This is a genomic window from Tritonibacter sp. SIMBA_163 (genome assembly GCF_046535935.1).
Lineage (GTDB): Bacteria > Pseudomonadota > Alphaproteobacteria > Rhodobacterales > Rhodobacteraceae > Epibacterium > Epibacterium scottomollicae.
Genome location: NZ_JAWJBP010000001.1, coordinates 466,213 through 491,461, shown reverse-complemented (window position 1 = coordinate 491,461; position 25,249 = coordinate 466,213). Strand labels below are relative to the sequence as shown.

The following is a 25,249-nucleotide window of genomic DNA, read 5'->3' as shown; positions in this document are numbered from 1 at the left end:
TAACGCCATCGAATGAGATCCCGGTGAAGCGGGCGCACGGCGACAGCGCAACAGGTCCTTCAGACCGGGGTCGGTTGTCGCGCTGCAGGAGCCTCCGGCGGGGATATTTATAAGAAGGTGAAACGGGGGAGACCGGCTCCCTCTCTGGCTCCGGTCCTTCGGGCAAGGGATTTCACGCGCTGGTCGCGCGGTAGAGGTCGCCACTGACCACAGCACTCTTGCGCCGCCCAGCCACGGCGGCTAGGGAAGCGCCATGCGCATCATCCGGGACTATCAATTTGTCGAAGAGCAGGATCGCGGGGCAACCGTTGCGATCGGCAATTTCGACGGCGTTCATCGCGGCCATCGTTCGGTGGTGGATCTGGCACGTCAGGCGGTACCAGACGCCCCGCTGGGCGTGATGACCTTCGAGCCGCATCCGCGTGAATTCTTTGCCCCCGACGCGCCGCCCTTCCGGCTGATGTCGGCAGAGGCCCGCGCGCATCGGCTGGAGAAGATCGGCGTCGAGAAGCTCTATCAGCTGAATTTCAACCACGCGCTGTCGTCGCTTCCCCCCGAAGAGTTTGCCCGCAAAGTGATCTTTGAAGGTCTGGGGCTGGCGCATGTGGTGGTGGGCGCCGACTTCTGCTTTGGCAAGGGGCGGGCCGGCACCGCCGAAGATCTGCAGCGCTTCGGCCAAGAGATGGGCTTTGGCGTCACCATCGCGCCCTTGATGGAATATTCCGAGCACACCGTTTCCTCCACCGCGATCCGCACCGCCCTGAGCGAGGGCCGCCCGCGCGACGCCGCTGCCATGCTGGGCCATTGGCACCGCATCGAGGGGGAGGTGATCGGCGGCGAGCAGCGCGGCCGCGAGCTTGGCTTTCCCACCGCCAACCAGTCCATCGACGGTTTGCACCCGCCTGCTTTTGGCGTCTATGCGGTGCTGGTGGATGTGCTCGACGGCCCCCATATGGGCAGCTACCACGGTGCCGCCTCAGTCGGGGTGCGGCCGATGTTTGACGGCGACCAGCCGAACATCGAGACCTATCTCTTTGATTTCAAGGGCAACCTCTATGGTGCGCATCTGTCTGTCGGACTGGTAGATTTCTTGCGCCCGGAGCTGACATTTGACGGGCTGGAGCCCTTCATCGCCCAGATGCACGCCGATTGTGATCAGGCGCGCGCCATCCTCAACGCACTCTGAGAGGGCGGATATGACCAATCAAATCGACCGCGACGGTCTCGTTGACCGGTTTTGGGAAAAGAAGCCGCTGAAGACGCTCTCCCCACGCGAGTGGGAAGCGCTGTGTGACGGCTGCGGCAAATGCTGCCTCAACAAGCTGGAGGACGAGGACACCGGCGAGGTGGCGCTGACGCGTGTGGCCTGCCGCCTGCTGGACGATCAGTCCTGCCAATGTGCGCATTACGAGACGCGGCACAGTTTCATTCCCGAATGCATCGTGCTGAAGCCCGAAAACCTCGACACCCACGCCTATTGGATGCCGCAGACCTGCGCCTATCGCCGGCTGTGGGAGGGCAAATCCCTGCCCGACTGGCACCCGCTTGTGACCGGAGACCCCGACAGCGTGCACCGCGCCGGGGTCTCGGTACGCGGCATGACCGTGTCGGAATTCGACACGCCGCTGGAAGAATGGGAAGACTACATCATCGAAGAGCCGGTCTGAGCGCGGCGTCATTCCTTTGTCATCGAAGTCGGCTAGGCTGCCGTGATGGCCAACGCGTATATTATATGCACAACTCCCCGCAGTGGCAGCACCCTTCTGTGCCGAATGTTGCGCACAACCGGCATCGCCGGGGCACCCGCCTCGTTGTTCTTCGGCACCTCCCTCGCTGAGTGGCGGCGCCGCATGGCACTTTCGCCCTCCGATGCATCCTCGACAGTGCAACTCCGCGACATTATGGCTGCGGCGCATGCATTGGGAAAAGGCGACACGGCGGTCTTTGCCCTACGCCAGCAATGGCATAGCTTCGCGTTTCTGCAATCTCAGCTCGCCCTTCTCTTCCCTGCCGCCCAGACTGATTTGGTCCGGCTCACCTCGGTCTTTGGTCCGCTGCGCTTCATCTATCTGACTCGGGCGGACAAGGTGAGCCAAGCGGTGTCCTACCTATTGGCTCAACAAACCGGGCTGTGGCATCGAAACGCCGATGGAACGGAGTTGGAGCGCACAGCGGCGCCGCAGTTGCCAACATACTCATACGAGGCCATCGCGGCGGCGGTGGCAAAGCTCACGGAATGGGATCAGAACTGGCAGGCGTGGTTCAACCTGCAAGGTGTCGCGCCATTTACCGTGACATATGAAACTCTGGCAGACGCTCCACAAACGCAGATACGAGACATCTTGGAGCAACTTAATTTACCACCTCAGGTCGCGGACAGTGTGGAGCCGGATGTTGCCCGTATAGATGACCCCAGAAGCCAAGAGTGGGTCGAGCGCTTCCGCCGAGACGGCGGCGTCGCGCCCTAGGGCCAAAACGACCGCAGAACCTCCGCCACGACCTCGGGATGTGTCACCGGCACCATATGGCCCGCGCCCTCGATGACCGCGACCTGCGCCTCCGGCATCCGCGCCGAGAGCGCCTGGGTGACCGCCGACATGATGGGCTGGGTCGCGCCCCCCTGCATCAGCAGAACCGGCATCGCCAGCGCCTCCAGTGCGCCGGGCGCCAGCAGACCGGCGGCGTCGTCATAGACCTGACTGTCGCAGTCCATCACCGCCGGGAAGGACCGTATCATCGCAGCGCGGGCGGTCTCCGGCAGGTCGGGCCATTTGGGGTAACCGGTGCCCCAGGCGCGGTTGAACAGGCGGGTGGCCCGCTCCACATCACCTGCGGCGAAAGGCTCCCGCACCGCCATGTGATCGGCGCGCATCTGCGCGAGTGCTGCCGGGTCGCGCGCGCTGGCGGCGGCAAAGAGCACCGGCTCGATCAGGGTCAGCGTGCGCACCAGATCCGGGCGGGCCTGCGCCATCGCCAGCGCCACTGTGGCGCCAAAGGAATGGCCGATCAGATCGACGGGGGCACCCGCAGCCTCGACCTCAGCCGACAGCAGGTGCAGCCCGGCCTCTGCATTGCGCTGCTGCAGCAGGCCCTGCCCGTCCCAGTCCGGGCTTTTGCCGTGCGACAACATGTCGAAGGCCGCGCAGGACACCGCATCCTCGCCCAGGGCCGCCACCAGGCCGCGCCAGGCACCGGAATGCGCCAGCGAGCAATGCACCGCAAAGACGGGCCGCGTGCCCTGACCAAACCGGCGATGAAACACCTCTTGCGGCAATGCGCCCATGTCGAGGCTCATGCGCCCTGCTCCGCAAGGTGCAGGTCGAGGTCATCCAGTCGATCCTGCCCCCAGAACTTTGCCCCGTCCGAGGTCACATAAAACGGCGCGCCAAAGACGCCAGCGTTGACAGCGTCCTCGAGGTTACGCGCATAGATCTCCGCGCCGGTCAGAAGTCCGCTGTCGGCCAGCGCCGCGTCGAAACCGGCGCTTTCGAGCAGGGATTTCACCACATCGTCCTGCGCGATGTCGCGATCTTCGGCCCAGATCGCGCGCAGGGTGCCATGCACCAGCGCGCCAAGATCACCGCCCCCCGCCTTCTGGGCCGCGATGATCGCGTAGGAGGACGGGGCCGCATTGGTGGGCCAATGCGCAGGCTTCAGGTTCAGCGGCAGGCCGGTGCGTTTGGACTGCCGCTCGATCTCGATGAGGCGGTAGTCCTGCCGCGCGGGGTGCCGGTCCTTTGGGGGAGTGCCGCCGGTGCGCGCAAACAGCGTCATGATGTCAAAGGGCTTGTAGGTGATGGCAGCGCCGTGGCGGGCCGCGATCTCCTCCAACCGCTGCCCGGCAAGGTAGCTGAACGGCGACAGGGTAGAGAAATAATAGTCGATTGATGGGATCGATGCGGCCATGGGACGAATTCCTCGTGCTTAGAACTAGGCCTGACCCTATGTGCGTGTTAAGCGGGGTTCAATATCACGAATCTGTCACATTGCTGCCCGGGGATAAACAGCCAATGCCGACCTTGAACGAACCCAAGCTGATCGCTGGGAACGCCAATCTTCCTCTCGCCCAATCCATATCGCGCCGTATGAGCATGCACCGGGGGGTCGATCAGAACCTGGTGAATGCTCGGGTCGAGCGTTTCAACGATGGCGAGATTTTTGTCGAAGTCTACGAGAACGTGCGCGGCGAGGATATGTTCATTATCCAGCCGACCTCGAATCCGGCCAACGACAATCTGATGGAGCTTCTGATCATCGCGGATGCGCTGCGCCGGTCTTCGGCACAACGGATTACCGCGGTCATTCCGTATTTCGGCTATGCCCGTCAGGACCGCCGCACCAAGGCACGCACGCCCATCTCTGCCAAGATGGTCGCCAACATGCTGACAGGTGCCGGCATCGAGCGCGTGCTGACCATGGATCTGCACGCCGCACAGATCCAGGGCTTTTTCGACATTCCGGTGGACAACCTCTACGCCAGCCCGATCTTTGCGCTGGACGTGAAGGCACAGTTCAAGGACCAGATGGACGACCTGATGGTGGTCTCGCCCGACGTGGGCGGCGTGGCCCGCGCCCGCGAGTTGGCCAAGCGCATCAACGCGCCACTCTCCATCGTCGACAAACGTCGCGAAAAGGCCGGCGAGATCGCTGAAATGACCGTCATCGGCGACGTGAAGGACAAGATCTGCCTGATCGTCGATGACATCTGCGACACGGCAGGCACCCTGTGCAAGGCAGCGCAAATCCTACTCGACAACGGCGCCAAGGAAGTTCACGCCTACATCAGCCACGGCGTCATGTCCGGCCCGGCGGTGGAGCGTGTGACCAACTCGGTGATGAAGTCGCTTGTGCTGACCGACTCGATCCAGCCGACCCAGCAGATTCTGGACGCCCCGAACATCCGCATCGTGCCCACCGCACCGCTGTTCACCCAGGCGATCCTGAACATCTGGCACGGCACCTCGGTGTCCTCGCTGTTCGAGGACAAGACCCTGATCCCGATCTACGAGTCGCTCTACAATAGCCAGAGCTAAGATCCCTCAGATCTCATCAAAACACCCCGCGAGATGACGTGGGGTGTTTTTTTTGTGGACGGCCCTCAAATGCAACCCGCCATACGTGCGGCTGTTCGTTGGGCGTTCTAAAGGCGGGGTTGAACCCGAACCTACCAGGCTGACTAGTCTAGTGGAGTGTCCAGAATATTTGGGCGACGCCTACCAAGTTTGTCGAGCGTTTCTGAACGTTTGCTTTGGCTTCCAACGTATTCGCGAGAAGATCGACGCCCAGTGCGATCTTCAATCGTAACGACAAAACGGATGCCGTCGGTATCAGCTATGAACCGCACCAAAAACGCTTTGTAGTCCAACACATCGACATTGTGCTTCTCGCAAAACTTAGGAAAAGCGCTTTTAAACAAAGGTAAGGCGTGCTCGACTTCTCCTTCTGGGAAGGCACCCTGTAGTCTTCCTGTTAGAAAATCCGCGACCAAATACCCGTTGTTATTAGATGCAGCCTCAGCAAAGACGTCCAACTGAATGACTTGAGGAGGCACGATAAAACTTAAACCGCCTGCTATTGAGTCAGCGTAATTGTGAGCGACACCGTGAAGCTTGTTGTGTTTCATACAAAGCAGGTTAGTCAGAAAACAAACGGCAGCAAAGTCCCGCACAGCTGACCTAGCGGTCAGCGCCGCTGACAACGCCTATTTCTGCATTGAGGTGATCCTTCTGCAGCACATGCCGGGCCGGTCTGGTGTTGTCACGGAAACGCCGATTGGGCCTCATAGTTGCGCCCCTTGCCAAACACGGCACACACACTCCAAAACATCGCGCAGAGCGCGGTTAGATGCGCCCACAGCGCCTGATAGGCTCTTCCCCCCCTGACGAAAGCTGTCCTGTCCCACGAGACCGGTCGACCTCCTGCACGTTGCCGCCCGTGTCTTCGCCGCCGTTACCTGCGTGGAGCTGGGCGACACCGCTGGGAAGCTACTGACCGCAAGGGGGGCGAACCGGTGGTGGTGGCCTGGTCGCGTTTCCTGATTGCGGCGCTGGTGCTGCTGCCGTTCAGAGGATTTGCGTGAAATTGTCGATAAAATACCTGCCTCCGGCGCAGCCTCATGTCTCCGGCTCAGCCAGAAGTTGTCAGACCCGCCCGTATATGCTGTTCTCTGCGTGCATGAGGTGGCGGAGTGACGCGCGACCGCACAGATCCAGATCGAGGAGACCCCTGATGATGCTCGGACACCGGTTTTTTGCCTCACCGGCCTGTCTGGTGGGCCTATCTGGCGGCCTCTCTGACGCCCTGACGGCCCGATTTGTCCTGCCTCTCTTGGCTAGCCTCGCCGGAGTGTCGAGTGCAGCGGCCGAAGAGCAGCGCTTTGCCGCCTATATCACCGGATACGGGTTCTGGGACAATACCCCGCCGGGCACGGCCATCATCTCGCACCCGGTCAAGCACCGGCGCGCGGGCGGCAGTGGCACCCATGACGATCCGGTCACCCTGGCGGTGGGGCATGCGCTCCATGGGCCGCATGAGATCCTCGATTTCCCGCCCGGCACGATGCTCTACCTGCCCCGGATCAAGAAATACGCGGTGGTCGAAGACACCTGCGGCGATGGTCCCCGGCCTCAGGACGGCCCCTGTCACACCGGCGCCCGCGGCCATATCTGGCTCGACCTCTATGTCGGGGGACAGACCGTCACCCCCACGCAGGCCGAGCAGTGTCAGTACAGGATCACCGCGGTGCAGATGGTGTACATGAACCCGGCGCCGCATTACGAGGTTCACCCGGGCGAGGTGATCGGTTCCGGCTGTGCGGTGTTCTAGGGGCGGGCCCCAGCCCTAGCCCCTGGCCTACCCCGCCCGCCGCAGCCGCAGCGCGTTGGTCAGCACCGACACCGACGACAGCGCCATCGCTCCGGCGGCAAACACCGGCGACAGCAGGATGCCGAATGCCGGATAAAGCGCGCCCGCCGCCAGTGGGATCAGCGCCGCGTTGTAGACAAAGGCCCAGCCGAGGTTCTGGCGGATGTTCATCAGCGTCTTGTGCGAGATATTGATCGCCGTCACCACACCACTCAGGTCGCCCGACATCAGCACCACATCGCCGGCCTCGATCGCCACATCAGTGCCGGTGCCGATTGCGATGCCTACGTCCGCTTGCGCCAAGGCCGGCGCGTCATTGATCCCATCCCCGACAAAGCCCAGCTTGCGCCCGCGCGAGGCAAGATCCCTGAGCGCGGCCACTTTGCCCTCAGGGGCAACCCCTGCGACCACATGGGAGATGCCCAGATCGCGGGCGATGGCCTCTGCCGTGGCCGGGGCATCGCCCGAGATCATCGCCACATCCTTGCCCATCGCCCGCAGTGCTTTGATTGCGGCGGCACTGGTGGGTTTGATCGGGTCGGCCACCGCAAGCAGCGCCGCAAGCTGGCCGTCGATTGCGGTGTAGAGCACGCTTTCACCCCGGTTGGCGCGCTCCAACGCCTCTGCCGCCAGCGCATCGACGCTGATGCCAGCCTCCGACATCAGCCGCGCGCTGCCGATATGGATCTCGCGCCCGGCAACTTTGGCGGTGACACCGCGGGCTGTGTGGCTCTGGAAATCGCTGACCTCTGCGAGGGTCAGGCCCTCGTCCTGCGCGGCTATCACCAACGCCCGGGCGATGGGATGCTCAGAACGTGCCTCCACCGCGGCCACCGCACCCAGCACCTCGGCGCGCTCAAACCCTGCGGTTGGGTGCAGCGCCACCAGTGATGGGCGGCCCTCGGTCAGGGTGCCGGTCTTGTCAAAGGCGATGATGTCGACCTCGTTGAGGGATTGCAGCGCGTCGCCCTTGCGAAACAGCACGCCAAGCTCTGCAGCGCGCCCCGTGCCCACCATGATCGAGGTCGGCGTCGCCAGACCCATGGCGCAGGGACAGGCGATGATCAGTACCGACACCCCGGCCACCAATGCGTTGGTCACCGTCGGCTCCGGCCCAACCGTCAGCCACACCGCCACCGTCAGCAGCGCCAGCCCCATCACCACCGGCACAAAGCGCAGGGTGACCTTATCCACAAGGCTCTGGATCGGCAGTTTGGCGCCCTGCGCGTCCTCCACCATGCGGATGATCTGTGCCAGCGTGGTCTCGGCCCCGGTGCGGGTCACGCTAACGGTAAGACTGCCCTCGCCATTGACAGTCCCGCCGGTGACCGCCGCGCCTGTGGCTTTCTCAACCGGGATCGGCTCGCCCGAAATCATGCTCTCATCCACATGGGCGCTGCCCTCCAGCACCTCGCCGTCGGTGGGGATGCGTTCGCCGGGACGCACAAGGATGCGATCACCGGGCGCAAGATCATCCACATCCACGTCCTCGGGCTGGCCATCCTTGGTCAGTCGCCGCGCATGGCGGGCTTGCAAGCCTACCAGCGCCTGAATGGCGGCCCCGGTGCGGCCCTTGGCGCGGGCCTCCAGCCAGCGGCCAATCAGGATCAGGGTGACAATCATCGCTGCGGCCTCGAAATAGACGGCGCGCACATCGGCGGGCAGCAGGGATGGGACAAAAGTGGCCACCAGAGAGTAGATCCACGCGGCCCCTGCCCCCAGTGCCACAAGGCTGTTCATATCCGGCGCGCCCTTGCGCAAGGCGGGCAGACCCAGCGCGAAAAAGGCCCGACCGGGGATGAACAGCACCGCCGTGGTCAGCACGGCCTGGATCACCCATGAGGTTTGAATGCCGATGGTCTGCGCGATCCAGTGATGCACCGCCGGGACCATGTGGCCGCCCATTTCCAACAGAAACACCGGCAGGGTCAGCACGGCGGCGATCCAGACCTGACGACGCAGATCGCGCGCTTCACGATCCTTCCGGGCGCTGCGGTCCTCGCTGTCGCGTGCCTCTGCCGGGCGGGCGCGATAGCCAGCCTCCGTGCTGGCCGCCGCCACCTGCGACGGCGTCACCACCCCTTGCAGGATCTCCACCTGCGCGCTCTCGGCGGCGAGGTTCACATTGGCCGAGACCACACCGGGCAGCGCCTTGATGGCGCGCTCCACCCGGCCCACGCAGCTGCCGCAGGTCATGCCCTCGATGGACAACTGCACAGTCTGGTGCCGCGCCGGTTTGCCAAGATCACGCAGGGCGCTGTCGGCCTGCTGCAGCGCCTCGGGGGTGGTGGCGGTGATCTGCGCGGTCTCATTGGCGAGGTTCACCGAGACATCGCTGAGCCCCGGCAGTGCGGCCAGGGTGCGGTCGACACGGCCTACGCATCCGGCGCAGGTCATGCCCTTGATCGAGAGGCGGGCGGTGATCGGTTGGGTCATGGAACGACTCCGTTATTGCCTGTTGCCTTCCATGTAGGGCTTCCAGTCACTGGAGGCTCAAGGGGAAATTTGAGATTTTCATCTTGCCCCGCGCAATACCCAAGCCTCCCCCCTACCGGGAACCAGCCAGACGGTGCCGTTATTGGCCGTCACACTTCTGCATCTGCACGGACTCCCGCACACGGATCACATCGCCAGCACCCATCCCGATCCGTGCCATTAAAGCGTCCAGAGGAAACTCGGCCCGGATCAGCTTTTCATGTTTGCGCGTGTTTGCACCATTGGGCGAGACTTCTTTCAACATGGCGTAGCACTCGACGATTTTGCCCTGTTGCTCAAAGCGATACTCGGTAAAGCGCTTTCCGTTCACCAGCGTATAATCATAGACGTCATCCCCGAACCTGACATGCTCCGAGACCACCTTGGCAAAGCTGTACCCGGTCATGTCGCGGTTCTGATACTGCCACACATGGGTCAGTTCATGCGCCATCAACCATCGGTCACTGTTGATTGGGCTTTGAGAGATATCCGACGAATAGTATTCACGGTCAAAGAACACTGTATTGCCCACCACCAGTGCGTCGGCGCCGAACAGTGATGGTAGGGACGCAATCTTTTGCGAGTTTTCGCCGGCGCTGCCCGCCGCTGTTCCGAGTTCGCGTTCCAACTGCTGCTTCGCAACTCTGCGCCCTCGGGACTCGTTCCCGGAAAACCGCACATCTTCAAACGCCAAGTTCTGCGTAAAATACTGTGACCCGTAAGCAATCTCGCCATCAGTCATGGGGCGACTACAGGCGGCAAGCGCTAATCCGGACATCATCAAACCAATAGAGCGAAACCACATTTCAATACCTCTCCTGAACACCAAATGCGCAAACAACGCAGGGGGTATCAAATGCAGTGCTCGCACCACTTGCAAGTTTAATATTGCCGGCCGCGAATATGAGATGTGTTCTTTCCCGGTCAATGCAGAGAGTCGCTGCCGTCCCCTACTCCACGTCCCAGTCATCCTCGAACGGCAGATCGCCAATCGCCATCCAGGACACCCGCACGCGGGCAACGCGGCTGTCGGACCAGGTGCGGAACACGATATCAAAGCCCTCGGCCGAGATCTCCTCGGCCACCAGTTCCGCGCGGTAGGCGGCGGCGTGGTCCATGTCCATCAGAGAAGCCGTGAGATGCACCGCAGGCGGGGCCGCAAACGCCTCGTCAAAACGCAGGTGCAGGCGGCGCTCGCGCTCTCCCTCTCCGGTCCACATGGTGCCGCCGGACTCAAATTCAGAGAAGATCTCTGCATCACCCTGAATAATCCCGGTGCGTGCGCTGTGAAGACGAGTGGAGTGCAAGGCGAACCTCAAAGGTAAAATATGCGACAAAGTGAAACTATCGCGGGTTTCTTACCAAAAAGAAACCGGCCTGCGTAAACAGGCCGGTTTCAGAGATTTCAGTCTGACGACAGGCGTCAGAGGCTCATGTGGGTCCCGAGCGCTTCCATGTCCGAAAGCAGCTTGGCCGCGTCTTCCACCAGACCGTGCTCGGAGTCATCGTCCTTGGCGGTCTTGTACATGGCGCGGGCTTCCTCGATGAGCTCGTCCATATGGGCGCGGGTCATCTCGTCCATCGGAATTGCCCGCTCCGCGAGGACCGAAAGGCCCTCTGCGGTGATCTGGGCAAAGCCGCCGGTGACAAGATACTCCGACGATCCTTCAGGCGCATCGACCTTCAGGATGCCCGGACGCAGGGTGGTGAGGGTCGGCGCATGCAAAGGCATGGCCGTCATGTCACCCTCGGACCCGGGGATCTGGACCGCGCTGGCCTGAAGCGAAGCAAGGCTCCGCTCCGGGCTGACGAGGTCGAATTGCATCGTATCAGCCATAAGGGCCCTCCTTAGGCCGCGTCAGCAGCCATTTTTTCGGCTTTGGCGATCACTTCGTCGATGCCGCCAACCATGTAGAAGGCGCCTTCGGGCAGGTGATCGTATTCGCCGGCCACAACCGCCTTGAACGAAGAGATGGTGTCCTCGAGGGAAACCTGCACACCGTCAGAACCGGTGAAGACCTTCGCAACGTCGAACGGCTGGGAGAGGAAACGCTGGATTTTCCGCGCACGGGTCACGGTCAGCTTATCTTCTTCCGACAGTTCGTCCATGCCGAGGATGGCGATGATGTCCTGCAGCGACTTGTAGCGCTGGAGGATCTGCTGAACCTCGGAGGCCACCTTGTAGTGCTCTTCGCCAACGATCTGCGGGTCCATCAGGCGCGACGAGGAGTCGAGCGGGTCCACAGCCGGGTAGATGCCCAGCTCGGAGATGGCACGGTTGAGAACGGTGGTTGCGTCGAGGTGCGCAAAGGTGGTTGCCGGCGCGGGGTCGGTAAGGTCGTCCGCGGGAACATACACAGCCTGGATCGAGGTGATCGAGCCGTTCTTGGTGGAGGTAATACGCTCCTGCATCGCACCCATGTCGGTGGCCAGCGTCGGCTGGTAACCCACAGCGGAGGGGATACGACCCAGAAGTGCGGACACCTCGGAACCGGCCTGCGTGAAGCGGAAGATGTTGTCCACGAAGAACAGAACATCGGTGCCGGACTGGTCGCGGAACTGCTCGGCCAGGGTCAGGCCGGTCAGCGCAACACGGGCACGCGCACCCGGAGGCTCGTTCATCTGACCGTAAACCAGAGCAACCTGCGACTCTTCGAGGTTGTCGGGCTTGATCACGTTGGATTCGATCATCTCGTGGTAAAGGTCGTTGCCTTCACGGGTCCGCTCACCAACACCGGCGAACACGGAGTAACCCGAGTGCACTTTTGCGATGTTGTTGATCAGTTCCATGATGAGAACGGTTTTACCAACGCCGGCACCGCCGAAGAGGCCGATCTTGCCGCCTTTGGAATAGGGCGCCAGCAGGTCGATGACCTTGATGCCGGTTTCCAGAACCACGGATTCGGTGGACTGCTCGGAGAACTCCGGAGCAGGCTGGTGGATCGCGCGGTGCTCGGTCGCGTTGACCGGCTCACCTTCGTCGACCGGCTCGCCGACGACGTTCAGGATGCGACCCAGGGTTGCGTTGCCGACCGGGATGGTGATCGGAGCGCCGGTATCGGCCACGGCCTGACCGCGCACGAGACCCTCGGTGGCGTCCATAGCGATGGTGCGGACAGTGTTCTCGCCGAGGTGCTGTGCCACCTCAAGAACGAGTTTCTTGCCATTGTTGTCGGTGGTCAGGGAGTTCAGGATCGCCGGCAGGTCGCCGTCGAACTGGACGTCCACAACGGCGCCGATGACCTGAACCACCTTGCCTTTTGCATTTGCCATTTGTTCGTCTCCGGTTGTCTCTTAGAGCGCCTCGGCGCCCGAAATGATTTCAATCAGCTCGTTGGTGATGACGGCCTGACGCGAGCGGTTGTACTCGATGGTCAGCTTGTCGATCATCTCGCCCGCGTTGCGGGTCGCATTGTCCATCGCGCTCATCCGAGCCCCCTGTTCGGAGGCCCCGTTTTCCAGCAGCCCCGCAAAGATCTGGGTGGCGACACCGCGCGGCAGGAGATCCGCAAGGATCGCCTCTTCGCTTGGTTCGTAATCCACCGGACCGGATGCGGCATCGGCGTCGTCAGCATCGAATTGAGCAGGAATGATCTGCTGTGCGGTCGGGATCTGGGTCACGACGTTCTGGAACTTCGCGTAGAACATCGTCGCAACGTCGAACTCGCCCGCGTCGAAACGTGCCAGCACGTCCTTGGCGATGTTCTGCGCGTCGACATAACCCAGGCGCTTCACCTCGGTCAGATCCACATGGCCGATGAACAGCTCGCCGAACTCGCGCTTGAGAACGTCGCGGCCTTTTTTGCCCACGGTGAGGATCTTCACGGTCTTGCCAGCCGCCTGAAGTTCTTGCGCCTTCAGACGTGCCAGCTTGGCGATATTGGCATTGAAGCCACCGCACAGGCCGCGTTCGGCGGTCATGACCAACAGGAGCTGAACCTGATCCGAGCCGGTGCCCGCGAGGAGCTTCGGCGCGGTATCGCTTTGGCCGACAGAAGCTGCCAGCCCCGCCATCACGGCATTGAACCGTTCGGCGTAGGGGCGTGCATCCTCAGCCGCTTCCTGGGCGCGGCGAAGTTTCGCCGCCGCGACCATCTGCATGGCTTTGGTGATCTTACGAGTGTTTTTCACACTCGAGATCCGGTTTTTGAGGTCCTTGAGAGAAGGCATGTGCTGTCTCTCTCCTTACGCGAAGTCTGCGGCGAATTCGTCCAGAACAGCCTTCATCTTCTCGAGCGGCTCACCCTTCTTGAACTTGGGATCTTCATTGGTGATCCAAGCCAGGAAGTCGGCCTTCTTGGTGCGCAGGAAGGTCAGCAGTTCCGCTTCAAAGCGGCCCACTTGCTTCACGTCGACATTGTCGAGATAGCCGTTGGTGCCCGCGAAGATGACGCAGACGATTTCGGAGTTGGTCAGCGGCGAATACTGCGGCTGTTTCATCAGCTCGGTCAGACGCGCGCCACGGGCCAGCAGTTTCTGGGTCGCGGCGTCAAGGTCGGAGCCGAACTGAGCAAAGGCAGCCATCTCGCGGTACTGGGCGAGAGACAGTTTCACCGGACCGGCGACGGAGGACATCGCATCGGTCTGAGCCGAGGAGCCCACACGGGAGACCGACAGACCGGTGTTCACGGCCGGACGGATACCCTGGTAGAAGAGTTCGGTTTCCAGGAAGATCTGACCGTCGGTGATGGAGATCACGTTGGTCGGAATAAACGCGGACACGTCGCCGCCCTGGGTTTCAATGATCGGCAGCGCGGTCAGCGAGCCGGAACCGAAGTCTTCGTTGAGTTTCGCGGAACGCTCCAGCAGGCGGGAGTGGAGGTAGAACACGTCACCCGGATACGCTTCACGGCCCGGCGGGCGGCGCAGCAGCAGGGACATCTGACGGTAGGCCACGGCCTGCTTGGAGAGGTCATCATAGATGATGAGCGCGTGCTTGCCGCTGTCGCGGAAGTATTCGGCCATCGCGGTCGCGGCGTAGGGTGCCAGGAACTGCATCGGCGCCGGGTCGGACGCGGTCGCGGCCACAACGATGGAGTATTCCATCGCGCCGGACTCTTCCAGTTTCTTCACCAGCTGCGCCACGGTGGAGCGCTTCTGACCAACCGCAACATAGACGCAGTAGAGCTTCTTGCTCTCGTCGTCGCCTGCCGCTTCGTTGTAGGATTTCTGGTTCAGGATGGTGTCCAGGGCGATCGCGGTCTTACCGGTCTGACGGTCACCAATGATCAGCTCACGCTGGCCACGGCCAACGGGGATCATCGCGTCCACGGACTTGAGGCCAGTTGCCATCGGCTCGTGCACGGATTTACGCGGGATGATGCCCGGCGCTTTCACGTCTGCAACTTTGCGCTCTTTGGCTTCGATCGGACCTTTGCCATCCAGCGGGTTGCCGAGGCCGTCCACAACGCGACCCAGAAGCTCGGGACCGGCAGGCACGTCCACGATGGAGTTGGTGCGCTTGACGGTGTCGCCTTCTTTAATGTCGCGGTCGGAGCCGAAGATCACCACACCGACGTTGTCGGATTCGAGGTTCAGCGCCATGCCCATGATGCCGCCGGGGAACTCGACCATTTCGCCCGCCTGGACGTTGTCGAGGCCGTAGACACGGGCGATACCGTCACCGACGGAGAGAACGCGGCCGATCTCGGCCACTTCGGCTTCTTGACCAAAATTCTTGATCTGGTCTTTCAGGATCGCAGAAATCTCTGCTGCTTGGATACCCATTTATCCGACCTCTTTCATTGCATTCTGTAGGGAGTTGAGCTTGGAGCGGATCGAACTGTCGATCATCTTCGAGCCCACTTTTACGACGAGACCGCCGATGATGCTCTCATCAACGGTGGCATTGATTTTGACCGTCTTGCCCACGCGCTCGGCGAGGGTTTTGGCCAGTTTTTCACTTTGGGTCTTGGTCAGCGCCTTGGCAGAGACGACATCTGCGGTGACCTCACCACGGGCCTCGGCAAGGCGCGCGCTCAACGCAGCGATCAGCGCCGGAACCGCAAACAGGCGGCGTTTGGCCGCCATCACGGACAGGGCATTGCGGAGCACTTCGTCAATCCCCATCTTCTCCGCTACGGCGGAGATGGCCGAAGCCTGCTCTTCGCGCGACACGAGGGGAGAAGAGATGAGAGTACGCAGGTCTTCGCTGTCAGCCAGCGCGGCTGCCAGATCGTTGATGCTTGTCTCGAGTTTATCAAGAGCATTGCTCTCGACAGCGATATCAAAGATCGCTGTGGCATAGCGGTCGGCAATGCCTGCGGAAATCGAAGCTGGTTCGGACACGTCCACCCTTCCGATATTATTTTGGCCCCGGTTTTTAATGCGTCCTGGCAGGTTGCATCCGGGGGCGTGAGGTCAACCCGATTTTGGCCGGGCATCGAAATCAGCGTGGATGTAGCAGAGCCTTTGCGACCTAGCAACTCCCTCTGTCCGCGACACAAAAAACCGATTTCTATGTTTTTCAATCACTTAACAAAAGTGCGACGCTTTATTGCAGGTCGGGCCGCAAAAAAATTACGTCCGCGAGTGAACCGGATGCGATTCCGATGTGACAATTTGCGCTATTTCAGTACACCGGCGCATACAATGTCGAATCTCGCACATGAAGCGTCGACTGTGTCCCTCCCCACGCCAGCGACACTCCGAAGCGCGGCGGGGACGACCCCCGGCATGGGCGCCGGTCCCAAGAGATCAGGCCGGTTCCGCAACCGGATTGGACAGCCCCTCCAGAACCCGGATCGGGTTTGTGCGTCGCGATTTGATCATATGGCCCTTCTGCGGGTGGGTCTGCTTGGACACTTCGACCAGAAACACCCCCGCCGCCATCATTGCGGGCAGCCGCCGTCCAAACCGCTCGATCATGGCGCCGGACTTGAGCCAGAACCGCCGTTGGCTCGGCAGGCGATAGAGCGCCGCCGCGTGACGTTCGATGACAAACTGGTGCCCTCGGAGCTGATTTTCCACCTGGGTCAGCGTATAAGGACGGCCAAAGCCAAAGGGCGTGGCATCCGAACGCGCCCAGAAGCCGCCCCGGTTGGGGACGATGAAGATCGCCCGGCCGCCCGGCCCCAGAACCCGCCAGCATTCATCCAGAAGGTCGGACGGCCGTTCCGAGGTTTCCAGCCCGTGCAACACCACCAGACGGTCGACCCGCCCCGTCTCCACCGGCCAGGAGGTCTCTTCGCACAGAATAGAGACATTGGGCATCCCCGCAGGCCATTGCATCACCCCCTGTGGCCCCGGCATCAAGGCCAGCACGCGACGCGCCTCCGGCAGGTAGGGCCGCAATAGAGGGGCGGCAAAGCCAAAGCCCGCAACTGTCTCGCCTATCGCATCCGGCCACATGCGCAACAGCTGGCCCCGGATCGATGCTTGTGCCGCACGCCCCAGCGTACTGCGATAATAGAAGTTCCTTAGATCCTGCACGTCCAGATGCATTGCAGAGGCCCACTGCTTCGGTCAGTTTGGGGGCAGTCTAGCAATGTGAAAGCGAATGACCATGCCCGATCAAGCCTCTACCTCCGCTTCTGCCCTCGAAATCGTCACGGTCGCCTGCCTGTCGGACAATTACGCCTATCTGGTGAAGGGCCCCGACGGGGTTGCCGTGATTGACGCGCCAGAGGCTGCTCCGATCATCGACGCCCTTGAGGCGCGCGGCTGGACGCCCGCAGTGGTGATGATCACCCACCACCACCACGACCACGTCGGCGGCATCAAGGCGCTGCGCGACAGATACGGCTGCACGGTGATGGGCCCCAAGGCCGAGGCCGACAAGATCGCCGCCCAGGGCGAAGCGCTCGACATGGAGCTGGAGCCCGGATTTGAGGGCGGCACCGGCGCGGGACGCTGCCAGGTTCTGGCGGTTCCCGGCCACACGCTGGGTCATATCGCCTTCTACTACCCGGAAGGCGGCGCGCTCTTTACCGCCGACAGCCTGATGGCGCTGGGATGCGGACGCCTGTTCGAGGGGACACCGGCCATGATGTGGCAGTCGCTGACGTCGCTGGCCGCCCTGCCCGACGAAATCATGGTTTATTCCGGGCACGAATACACCCAGTCCAACGCCGCCTTCGCACTCAGTATCGACCCGGACAACGCCGCGCTGCAACGCCGGACAAAAGAAATTGCGCAGGCGCGCGTAAAAAACGCCCCCACAGTGCCCGTCGCATTGGGCGTGGAAAAAGCCACCAATCCATTCCTGCGCGCAGGCGATGCGGAAATGAAGAAAACCCTTGGCATGGAAGGGGTTGCAGACGTCGAGGTCTTTGCCCATATCCGGTCGGCAAAGGACAGGTTCTAACGTACCGGGGCTCTGCCTCATCAAATCTACGCAAGATATGTGAGCACAATGACGGGAATTGTGACCACAATCACGTAAAAAGCCCTTGAAGCTTACGCTCTATCAACCAAACTCTAACAGTATGAGGACATGGTTATGGGACAGGACCGGGCCGCCCGGTGGCGACGGGTCCCCATAACCCAAGACAGAGGAGCACGCCCGTGCCTTCATTCTCGAGCACTTTGGAACAAGCCATTCACGCGGCGCTGGCGCTGGCGAATGAACGGCGTCACGAATTCGCAACCCTCGAACATCTGCTTCTGGCACTGATCGAGGAACCTGATGCCGCACGCGTCATGCGCGCCTGCAGCGTCAATCTTGACGAACTGCGATCAACCCTTCTGGAGTTCGTAGAAGAAGATCTGGCCAATCTGGTCACCGACATCGACGGATCGGAGGCGGTTCCGACCGCGGCCTTCCAGCGCGTCATTCAACGTGCCGCGATCCACGTTCAATCCTCGGGCCGAACCGAAGTGACCGGGGCCAATGTGCTGGTGGCGATCTTTGCCGAACGCGAAAGCGATGCGGCCTTCTTCCTGCAGGATCAGGACATGACCCGCTATGACGCGGTGAATTTCATCGCACATGGTGTCGCCAAGGATCCCGCCTATGGCGAAAATCGCCCCGTGTCCGGCGCACCCGAGGCCGAGGAAGAACTTGGCGGCGGCCCAGGCGTGGCAGAAGGCGAACAGAAAGAGTCGGCACTGGCGAAATACTGTGTCGATCTGAATGCCAAATCCCGCGAAGGCGACATCGACCCGCTGATCGGTCGCGACTCCGAGGTGGAGCGCTGCATCCAGGTGCTGTGCCGCCGTCGCAAGAACAACCCGCTGCTGGTGGGCGATCCCGGTGTCGGCAAGACCGCCATCGCTGAAGGTCTGGCTCGCAAGGTGGTGCAAAGCGAAGTGCCCGAGGTGCTGTCGGAAACCACCATCTACTCGCTCGACATGGGCGCATTGCTGGCCGGAACGCGCTATCGCGGTGATTTCGAGGAACGCCTGAAGGCGGTGGTGACCGAGCTGGAAGACCACCCCGACGCGGTGCTGTTCATCGACGAGATCCACACGGTGATCGGGGCCGGCGCCACCTCCGGCGGTGCCATGGATGCCTCCAACCTGCTGAAACCTGCCCTGCAGGGCGGCAAGCTGCGCACCATGGGCTCTACCACCTACAAGGAGTTCCGCCAGCACTTCGAGAAGGACCGCGCCCTGTCGCGCCGGTTCCAGAAGATCGATGTGAACGAGCCGTCGGTGGAGGATTCCATCGCCATCCTGAAGGGGCTGAAGCCCTATTTCGAGGAGCATCATTCAATAAAGTTCACCTCGGATGCGATCAAATCCGCGGTGGAACTGGCAGCGCGCTATATCAACGACCGCAAGCTGCCGGACAAGGCCATCGACGTGATCGACGAAGCCGGTGCGGCCCAACACCTGGTGGTGGAAAGCAAGCGTCGCAAGACCATCGGCGTCAAGGAGATCGAGGCCGTGGTGGCCAAGATCGCCCGCATCCCGCCAAAGAGTGTCTCCAAGGACGATGCAGAGGTGCTGAAGGATCTGGAGGCCAGCCTGAAACGCGTGGTCTTTGGTCAGGATGCCGCCATTGACGCGCTGTCCTCAGCGATCAAACTGTCCCGTGCCGGGCTGCGCGAGCCGGAAAAACCGATCGGCAACTACCTGTTTGCCGGCCCAACCGGCGTCGGCAAGACCGAGGTGGCAAAGCAGCTGGCCGATACGCTGGGTGTGGAGCTCTTGCGCTTTGACATGTCGGAATACATGGAGAAACACGCGGTCTCACGGCTGATCGGCGCGCCTCCGGGCTATGTCGGCTTCGATCAGGGCGGTCTTCTGACTGATGGCGTCGACCAGCATCCACATTGCGTGCTGCTGCTCGACGAGATCGAGAAGGCGCATCCGGATGTGTTCAACATCCTGCTGCAGGTGATGGACAACGGTCAGCTGACGGACCACAACGGCCGCACGGTGAACTTCCGCAACGTGGTTCTGATCATGACTTCGAACGCGGGCGCCACGGAGCTGGCGAAATCGGCTGTCGGCTTTGGTCGCGACCGTCGCGAGGGCGAGGACACGGCGGCCATCGAACGCACCTTCACGCCGGAATTCCGCAACCGTCTGGATGCCACCATCTCCTTCGGCGCGCTGCCGAAAGAGGTCATCCTGCAGGTGGTCGAGAAGTTCGTGCTGCAGCTGGAAGCCCAGTTGATGGACCGCAACGTGTCGATCGAGCTGACCCGCAAAGCTGCCGAATGGCTGGCGGATAAGGGCTATGACGACAAGATGGGCGCACGCCCGCTGGGTCGCGTGATTCAGGAGCACATCAAGAAACCGCTGGCGGAGGAGTTGCTGTTCGGCAAGCTCGCCAAGGGCGGGGTGGTTCAGGTCGGCATCAAGGACGGCAAGCTCGACCTGCGGATCGAGGGGCCAAACAAGCCGCAGCTCAGTGGCAACAAGCCACCCCTGCTGACCGCCGAATAACGCGCGCTGCCTGCCTCAGGCGCAGCAACGGACAACGCCCACCTTCAGTCGAAGGTGGGCGTTTTTCATGTCAGAGTTCAAGCTGCGGCGGGTGCCGCCCCTCCCCCCAATTGTTCAGCAGACACACCCTGGAAAAAGACTGCTCTAGATCGCGGCATCGGCCCGTCGAGCAGACAGTGCCCCGCGTGCGAAATCACGGCTCAGCTGCGGCGGATGGGACTGCGCAAGGCGCGAAAGATCAACATCAGAACTATCATAAGCACCACCTGCCCGAGGATGTCGCCAACCATATACGCAGCAACCTCGCCAATCTGACTGCTGGGGTCAACGATGCCGGAGAACACCAGCGTCTGCCCCATCGAGTTGAAAACAGATGCCAGCAGTCCTGCCAGCAGCAGCTGCCGCCAATTCATGCGTCTGCCGCTTCCGGCATAGGCAAAAACGCCGAACACGCGCAGCAGCTCAAATGCCAGATAGGTGGCAAGCGTGCTCGTCAAGATCGAGATCCACATCCGGTTCTGCATCAAGTCCCGGATGTCAGCTCCCGTAAAGATCAGGTTCGCAAGCACCGCGCCAAGAACCAATGGCAGGATCGCTCGCCACCCCATCAACCAGACGCTCAGCACCCGAACCCCATGCGGCAAATACGCCAGGCTGGCAAACACGGACGCGCTTTCCCAGAAGAAATGCTGCACCGGCGCGATCACCCAGATGGTGGCACCGTGACAAATTATATAGGCCATGGCGATCATCACCATGCCGGGGACACCGGGTATGAAGCCGTCAGCAGTTCTCATGCATCTGGTGTATCGCCCACATATTCACAAAACAATTCCTGTCGCGACCTTGACCCTCAAACCGAGAACAAACGCCACGTCCCTTGCGAAATCAATCGTGCAACAAGTCTCGTCGAACGATGTAATGCTTGGCCCGTGCGCCCTCGGGACGTTCGAGAAAGCCGAGATCCAGCAGCGAGCGCAATGCCCGATGAAACGTCGCCTGGGTGATGTCGCATGTCAGAGGGTGCTGTCGAATTTGCTCAGAGCGCACCAATTGTCCGGGCTCATCCGTCAATTTATGTGCCGCCTGAAACACGTCCTTTTCGGCCCGGCTCAAATCCTCCAGCCCTATGTCGCGCTCCATCTGACGCAACATGTCGCGAAGTTCAAAGATGGCGCGTAGTCTATCCAATCAAAATGCCCCTCCAAGAAGATGCATATGCCCTCCAGGGGCCAAAGCAAATAATCTGTAGGATCAGCATAGCACATAAAAATTCTCACGCATGAGAATTTATTGAAATTTAGCTGTCGCCGTGCTACTCACCTACTGGGCGAACCCAATAGCCGTGAGTGGTGGAGACGTCCAGATTTCAAAGATGTTATTTGAGCAGTTCGGGCTCTGGCGATGTCATGTCGCCGGAGCCTTTTTATTTTAGAGATATCATATGTTTATCTTTGACTTCAGCGCTCGGTTAGCTTCAGTTCGATGCGGCGGTTCTGCGCCCGCGCAGCCGGCGTGTCGGCTGGATTGATCGGCTGAAACTCGCCAAAACCATTGGCGGCAAGCCGATCTGGAGGGATCCCAAGCGCATCAATCATGTAGCGCACAACCGACAGTGCCCTGCCCTGGCTGAGTTCCCAATTGTCGGCGTACTTCCCAGTGCTCGAAAAACTCAGATTGTCGGTATGGCCATCAACCCGGATGATCCAGTTGATCTCCTCAGGGATCACCGCTGCCACGTTCTGCAAGATACGCGCGACTTTGGCGATCTCGACCTTGCCCGCCTCTGACAGTTCGGCGCTGCCTAGCGCGAAGAGCACCTCTGAAGCAAAAACAAATCGGTCACCTTCGATTCGCACGCCCTCTTGATCGCCCAGGACATCACGCAGCTGACCGAAGAACTCGGACCGGTACCGCTCCAGATCCTCCGCCCGGTTGGCCAGACGCTCCCGCTCCGCCTCCAGACGCTTGCGCTCCTGCTCCTCCAACAGGCGGCGGCGACGTTCCTCTGACGCGGCTCGGGCCAATGCGGTGTTGAGATCCTTGCCAAGCGATTGCACCTGCACGGACTGCGCGGCATCGCGTTCCTTGAAGTCATCCAGCAGCGCCTGCAATCCGCCAAGCTGCTCGCGCAGCGCCGCCACCTGCTGGTTGAGCAGCGCAGTTTCGCGTCGCGCGTCCTCGGAAATCGCTTTCTCGTCCGCAAGGGCGGCGCGGGCCTGTGCGAGGAGATCGGCGCGTTGTTCGGCAAGGGTCTTTTGTTCGGCAGCCTCTGAGGCGAATTCATCCTTGTCCGACAAGGCGGCCAGCAGACGGCTTTGCAACACATCCTGATCGGACGCCGCAGCCTGCGCCCGCTCCAGCGCCTCCAAGGCGACCAGCAGGCGCTGCTCGACAGAGGCGCGCTCTTCCGCGGTAGAGCTTGCGGCGCTGCGGGCGGCCTGTAGATCGGCCTCGGCACGGTCCAGGCGCGTCTGCAAACCGCTGCGGGTTTCTGCGGTTTCGGCGCGAAGATCTGCCAGCTGTGTTTCGAGCGTGCGGCGGGTTTCTTCCGCCTCGGCCCCCAGCGCGGCAAGCTGATCCTCCAGCGCGCGCCGTTCGACATCAAAGCTGTCCTGCAAAGCACGCAACTGCGCCTGATACTGGGTTTCCGTCTCCACCGTGGCGGCCCGCTGGCGGGTCAGTTCGGTTTCCAACTGGCTGCGGGTGTCTGCGGCCTTCTGACGTGCGGCGTCGACCTCAGCCGACAGCCGGGCGCGCGTGGCGCTGCTGTCGGCACGCACACGCTCCAACTCTGCCTCCAATGCCGAAACTCGGGCGGCGGCGCTGCTTTCGGTGACCTCCATCTGAGCCAGCACGCGTGTCAGCCGTTCAGCCAATTCATCGCGATCCTGGGCTTGTGCCTTGGCCTGCTCGATCGTGGACAGCGCCTGTTCCAGTTCCTCGTCAAGCGTCTCGCGAGCGGCCTCTGCGGCAGCCAACAGCGTCAGCGTGTCCTCGGCGTTCTTGCGCTCCTCTTCCAACGCCAGCGTCATCGCGGTGAGTTCGGCGTCGGCATTTTCCAACCGGTTGCGCAGCGCCTCGGCGGCGGCTGCTTCGGTCAGGCGGGCAGCTTCCTCCTCGGACAGCGCCTCTTCCAGCTCCGAGACACGGGCGGCCTGCGCGTCGTCTTCGCTGCGCAGATCCTCCACCAGGGCTTGCAGCGCATCCGTTCGCGCGGCAGCCAAGCGCGCGGCCTCGACCTGCGCGTCCATCTCATCGCGCGCCTGCGCCAACGCGAGGTTCAGCGCGTCCTGCTCCAACAGCAGCTCGCTGCGCGCGGTCGCAAGATCGTCCCGTTCGGCGGTGAGTTCCGCAATCTGTGTCACGGCCCGGTCTCGGCCTGCGATCAACGCCGCCACCTGGGCCTCGAAATCGGAAATCTGCGTCCGCGCCGAGGCAAGATCAGAGGTGGCTGCATCCCGCTCCTGCGTCAATGTGCTGATGCGCGCCTGCTGCGCCGAAATCTGATCCCGCGCGGCCTGCAGATCCGAGCGCGCCGAATTGAGCGTGGCGCCCAAAGCGCCCAAACGGGCCTGCAGCTGACTGGCCTCGCGCTCCTTCACCCCAAGCGCCTGCGCCAGCGCCCGGACCTCGGTCGACAGGTCATCAAGTTCGGTTTCTTGTCCGGAAATCGTTTCGCGTAACACGAACTGCACCACCATGAAGATGGTCAGCACAAACATCAGCACCAACAAAAGACCGGTCATCGCGTCCACGAAGCCGGGCCAGATCGCGCCCTGGAAACGTTGGCCGGTACGGCGTTTCAGGGCCATGGATCAGCTCTCTTTCCGCGCCGCCACACGCGCCGCCCGATCCATGCCACGCGGGCCGGCGAAGGCCTTGACCAGAAGGTCGATGTCCTTGCGCAACTCGGCGAGGCTTTCCTGACGACCGGCAGAGAGTTCCTCGAGAATGCGCAGCATCTGCACGTCGATGGAGCGCAGGCGCATGCGGCTTTCGGCGTCAATGCCCACGTCACCATGGGCGCGCATCAGCTCTGTCAGGGTTTCCTGCCCCAACGCGACCCGTTCCAGCGCCCCGGAGATCGAGGAGACATCGTCCTGACGGCGGTTCATGTCATCAATCGAGTCGACCAGCCGCGACAGTTTTCCATCCACCTCGGCGCGGCTCTCGGCGGTCTGAACAAACATCGCCTGCAGCGCGTCCATCTGTTCCGCCATGGTATCAAGCACACCGGCCACGAGGTTGCTGTCGCCAACGCCCTCCTCACCGGACGAGAAACTGACGCGGGTGAAGGACGACAGCCATTCCTCCAGCTCGCGATAGAACCGGTTCTGACCATGCCCGGCGAACAGCTCCAGCAGACCGACAATCAGCGAGCCTGCAAGACCCAGCAGCGAGGAGGCAAAGGCGACACCCATGCCGCCCAATTGCGCCTCGAGCCCGGTCATCAGACGGTTGAAGACGGCGATGCCCTCTTCGCCCTCCTGCGGGGCGAGACTGCGGATGGTGTCGACCACAGCAGGAACCGTGGTGGCAAGACCGTAGAAGGTCCCCAGCAGGCCGAGAAAGATCAGCAGGTTGACGATATAGCGGGTGATTTCGCGCGCTTCATCAATGCGCTCGGCCACGGAGTCGAGGATTGACCGGGTCGAAGAGGACCCCAGCTGCATTCGCGCGCCCCGGGATCGCAACAACGAGGCCAGTGGTGCAAGCATCGAGGGCGCACGATCATCATCTGTGGTGATCTCGGCGGCAAAGCGTTCGATCCAGCGCACGGAGTTGATCAGCTGCAGCACCTGCCAGAAGGTGGCCAGCACCCCGATGACAAAGACAAAGACGATAAACCCGTTGAGATAGGGGTTCGCCTCGAACACCGGCATCACCCGGGGCAGCGCCATCACGGCCCCTGCCCCGGCCAGCGCCAATGCGATCAGCATCATGACAACCTGACGCACCGGCTGTGAAAACTGCGGCCGGCGTTCGCGTTCGTGATGCGCCATTCCTTGCGGCTCCCGATAGGCTTCGACGTGGTTCTGCGCCTGCAGCCTAGACCGAAAACCTCATGGTC

At 61.8% G+C, this 25,249-nt stretch carries 23 protein-coding genes; 7 read left to right on the top strand and 16 right to left on the bottom strand.

Translation table 11 applies throughout. The features are described 5' to 3' along the window. Nucleotides 1-253 precede the first annotated feature (253 nt). From R0J92_RS02245 to R0J92_RS02235, 3 genes are read left to right on the top strand one after another with little or no spacing between them, the layout of a single operon-like run. On the top strand, nucleotides 254-1,186 hold the full coding sequence (locus tag R0J92_RS02245; RefSeq protein WP_411050582.1) for a bifunctional riboflavin kinase/FAD synthetase: 933 nt from the start codon (nucleotides 254-256) through the stop codon (nucleotides 1,184-1,186). A 10-nt stretch (nucleotides 1,187-1,196) separates the two neighbouring features. Beyond that, nucleotides 1,197-1,667, top strand: coding sequence for a YcgN family cysteine cluster protein (locus tag R0J92_RS02240; protein ID WP_411050581.1), 471 nt, complete (start codon nucleotides 1,197-1,199; stop codon nucleotides 1,665-1,667). 45 nt (nucleotides 1,668-1,712) lie between these two features. Then, a complete protein-coding gene (locus R0J92_RS02235; RefSeq protein WP_411050784.1) occupies nucleotides 1,713-2,468 on the top strand; it encodes a Stf0 family sulfotransferase in 756 nt (251 codons plus the stop codon). Here the strand turns inward: R0J92_RS02235 and R0J92_RS02230 are convergent. After that, complete coding sequence (locus tag R0J92_RS02230) at nucleotides 2,465-3,295, bottom strand: alpha/beta fold hydrolase (RefSeq protein WP_411050580.1); 831 nt, start codon at nucleotides 3,293-3,295, stop codon at nucleotides 2,465-2,467. The genes R0J92_RS02235 and R0J92_RS02230 overlap by 4 nt on opposite strands. Continuing rightward, nucleotides 3,292-3,906 (bottom strand): 2-hydroxychromene-2-carboxylate isomerase, encoded by a 615-nt coding sequence (locus tag R0J92_RS02225; protein WP_106163028.1) that lies wholly within the window; start codon nucleotides 3,904-3,906, stop codon nucleotides 3,292-3,294. The genes R0J92_RS02230 and R0J92_RS02225 overlap by 4 nt, the downstream gene beginning before the upstream one ends. A gap of 104 nt (nucleotides 3,907-4,010) precedes the next feature. Here R0J92_RS02225 and R0J92_RS02220 point away from each other — a divergent pair, with 104 nt between their 5' ends. Then, nucleotides 4,011-5,033 carry a ribose-phosphate pyrophosphokinase gene (locus R0J92_RS02220; RefSeq protein ID WP_106163029.1) on the top strand — a complete coding sequence of 341 codons (1,023 nt, stop codon included), beginning with the start codon at nucleotides 4,011-4,013 and terminating at the stop codon, nucleotides 5,031-5,033. A 143-nt stretch (nucleotides 5,034-5,176) separates the two neighbouring features. Here R0J92_RS02220 and R0J92_RS02215 read toward each other — a convergent pair whose 3' ends face one another. Next, complete coding sequence (locus R0J92_RS02215; RefSeq protein WP_411050579.1) at nucleotides 5,177-5,623, bottom strand: hypothetical protein; 447 nt, start codon at nucleotides 5,621-5,623, stop codon at nucleotides 5,177-5,179. Nucleotides 5,624-6,228: 605 nt separating this feature from the next. Between R0J92_RS02215 and R0J92_RS02210 the strand changes: the two genes are divergently transcribed. Then, nucleotides 6,229-6,825, top strand: coding sequence for a hypothetical protein (locus R0J92_RS02210; RefSeq protein WP_411050578.1), 597 nt, complete (start codon nucleotides 6,229-6,231; stop codon nucleotides 6,823-6,825). Nucleotides 6,826-6,852: 27 nt separating this feature from the next. On the opposite strand, the gene R0J92_RS02205 is transcribed toward R0J92_RS02210, so the two are convergent. The 9 genes from R0J92_RS02205 to R0J92_RS02165 all read right to left on the bottom strand — a co-directional run bounded on the left by R0J92_RS02205 (nucleotide 6,853) and on the right by R0J92_RS02165 (nucleotide 16,782). Then, complete coding sequence (locus R0J92_RS02205) at nucleotides 6,853-9,300, bottom strand: heavy metal translocating P-type ATPase (protein ID WP_411050577.1); 2,448 nt, start codon at nucleotides 9,298-9,300, stop codon at nucleotides 6,853-6,855. Between the two features lie 139 nt (nucleotides 9,301-9,439). Beyond that, nucleotides 9,440-10,267, bottom strand: a complete 828-nt coding sequence (locus R0J92_RS02200) for a DUF4157 domain-containing protein (RefSeq protein ID WP_411050576.1) — start codon at nucleotides 10,265-10,267, stop codon at nucleotides 9,440-9,442. Between the two features lie 22 nt (nucleotides 10,268-10,289). Continuing rightward, a complete protein-coding gene (locus tag R0J92_RS02195) occupies nucleotides 10,290-10,646 on the bottom strand; it encodes an H-type lectin domain-containing protein (RefSeq protein WP_106163033.1) in 357 nt (118 codons plus the stop codon). Between the two features lie 116 nt (nucleotides 10,647-10,762). Then, the gene (locus R0J92_RS02190) at nucleotides 10,763-11,176 is read right to left on the bottom strand and encodes a F0F1 ATP synthase subunit epsilon (RefSeq protein WP_106163034.1); all 414 of its coding nucleotides are present in this window, start codon (nucleotides 11,174-11,176) and stop codon (nucleotides 10,763-10,765) included. Nucleotides 11,177-11,187: 11 nt separating this feature from the next. Next, complete coding sequence (atpD, locus tag R0J92_RS02185) at nucleotides 11,188-12,612, bottom strand: F0F1 ATP synthase subunit beta (protein WP_106163035.1); 1,425 nt, start codon at nucleotides 12,610-12,612, stop codon at nucleotides 11,188-11,190. 21 nt (nucleotides 12,613-12,633) lie between these two features. Next, a complete protein-coding gene (locus tag R0J92_RS02180; protein WP_106163036.1) occupies nucleotides 12,634-13,509 on the bottom strand; it encodes a F0F1 ATP synthase subunit gamma in 876 nt (291 codons plus the stop codon). A gap of 15 nt (nucleotides 13,510-13,524) precedes the next feature. Then, on the bottom strand, nucleotides 13,525-15,066 hold the full coding sequence (atpA, locus tag R0J92_RS02175) for a F0F1 ATP synthase subunit alpha (protein WP_106163037.1): 1,542 nt from the start codon (nucleotides 15,064-15,066) through the stop codon (nucleotides 13,525-13,527). Further along, a complete protein-coding gene (locus R0J92_RS02170; RefSeq protein WP_106163038.1) occupies nucleotides 15,067-15,627 on the bottom strand; it encodes a F0F1 ATP synthase subunit delta in 561 nt (186 codons plus the stop codon). A 408-nt stretch (nucleotides 15,628-16,035) separates the two neighbouring features. Continuing rightward, a complete protein-coding gene (locus R0J92_RS02165) occupies nucleotides 16,036-16,782 on the bottom strand; it encodes a class I SAM-dependent methyltransferase (protein ID WP_106163039.1) in 747 nt (248 codons plus the stop codon). A 55-nt stretch (nucleotides 16,783-16,837) separates the two neighbouring features. Here R0J92_RS02165 and gloB point away from each other — a divergent pair, with 55 nt between their 5' ends. Together gloB and clpA are read left to right on the top strand one after the other, a co-directional pair. Beyond that, nucleotides 16,838-17,644, top strand: coding sequence for a hydroxyacylglutathione hydrolase (gloB, locus tag R0J92_RS02160; RefSeq protein WP_411050575.1), 807 nt, complete (start codon nucleotides 16,838-16,840; stop codon nucleotides 17,642-17,644). A 200-nt stretch (nucleotides 17,645-17,844) separates the two neighbouring features. Next, a complete protein-coding gene (gene clpA / locus R0J92_RS02155) occupies nucleotides 17,845-20,175 on the top strand; it encodes an ATP-dependent Clp protease ATP-binding subunit ClpA (RefSeq protein ID WP_106163041.1) in 2,331 nt (776 codons plus the stop codon). A gap of 200 nt (nucleotides 20,176-20,375) precedes the next feature. Here clpA and R0J92_RS02150 read toward each other — a convergent pair whose 3' ends face one another. From R0J92_RS02150 to R0J92_RS02135, 4 genes are all read right to left on the bottom strand, one after another. Beyond that, complete coding sequence (locus tag R0J92_RS02150; RefSeq protein ID WP_411050574.1) at nucleotides 20,376-20,972, bottom strand: hypothetical protein; 597 nt, start codon at nucleotides 20,970-20,972, stop codon at nucleotides 20,376-20,378. 91 nt (nucleotides 20,973-21,063) lie between these two features. After that, complete coding sequence (locus R0J92_RS02145; RefSeq protein WP_106163043.1) at nucleotides 21,064-21,366, bottom strand: hypothetical protein; 303 nt, start codon at nucleotides 21,364-21,366, stop codon at nucleotides 21,064-21,066. Between the two features lie 269 nt (nucleotides 21,367-21,635). Next, nucleotides 21,636-23,990 carry a peptidoglycan -binding protein gene (locus R0J92_RS02140; protein WP_411050573.1) on the bottom strand — a complete coding sequence of 785 codons (2,355 nt, stop codon included), beginning with the start codon at nucleotides 23,988-23,990 and terminating at the stop codon, nucleotides 21,636-21,638. A 3-nt stretch (nucleotides 23,991-23,993) separates the two neighbouring features. Then, nucleotides 23,994-25,181, bottom strand: a complete 1,188-nt coding sequence (locus R0J92_RS02135) for a biopolymer transporter ExbB (RefSeq protein WP_106163045.1) — start codon at nucleotides 25,179-25,181, stop codon at nucleotides 23,994-23,996. Nucleotides 25,182-25,249 lie beyond the last annotated feature (68 nt).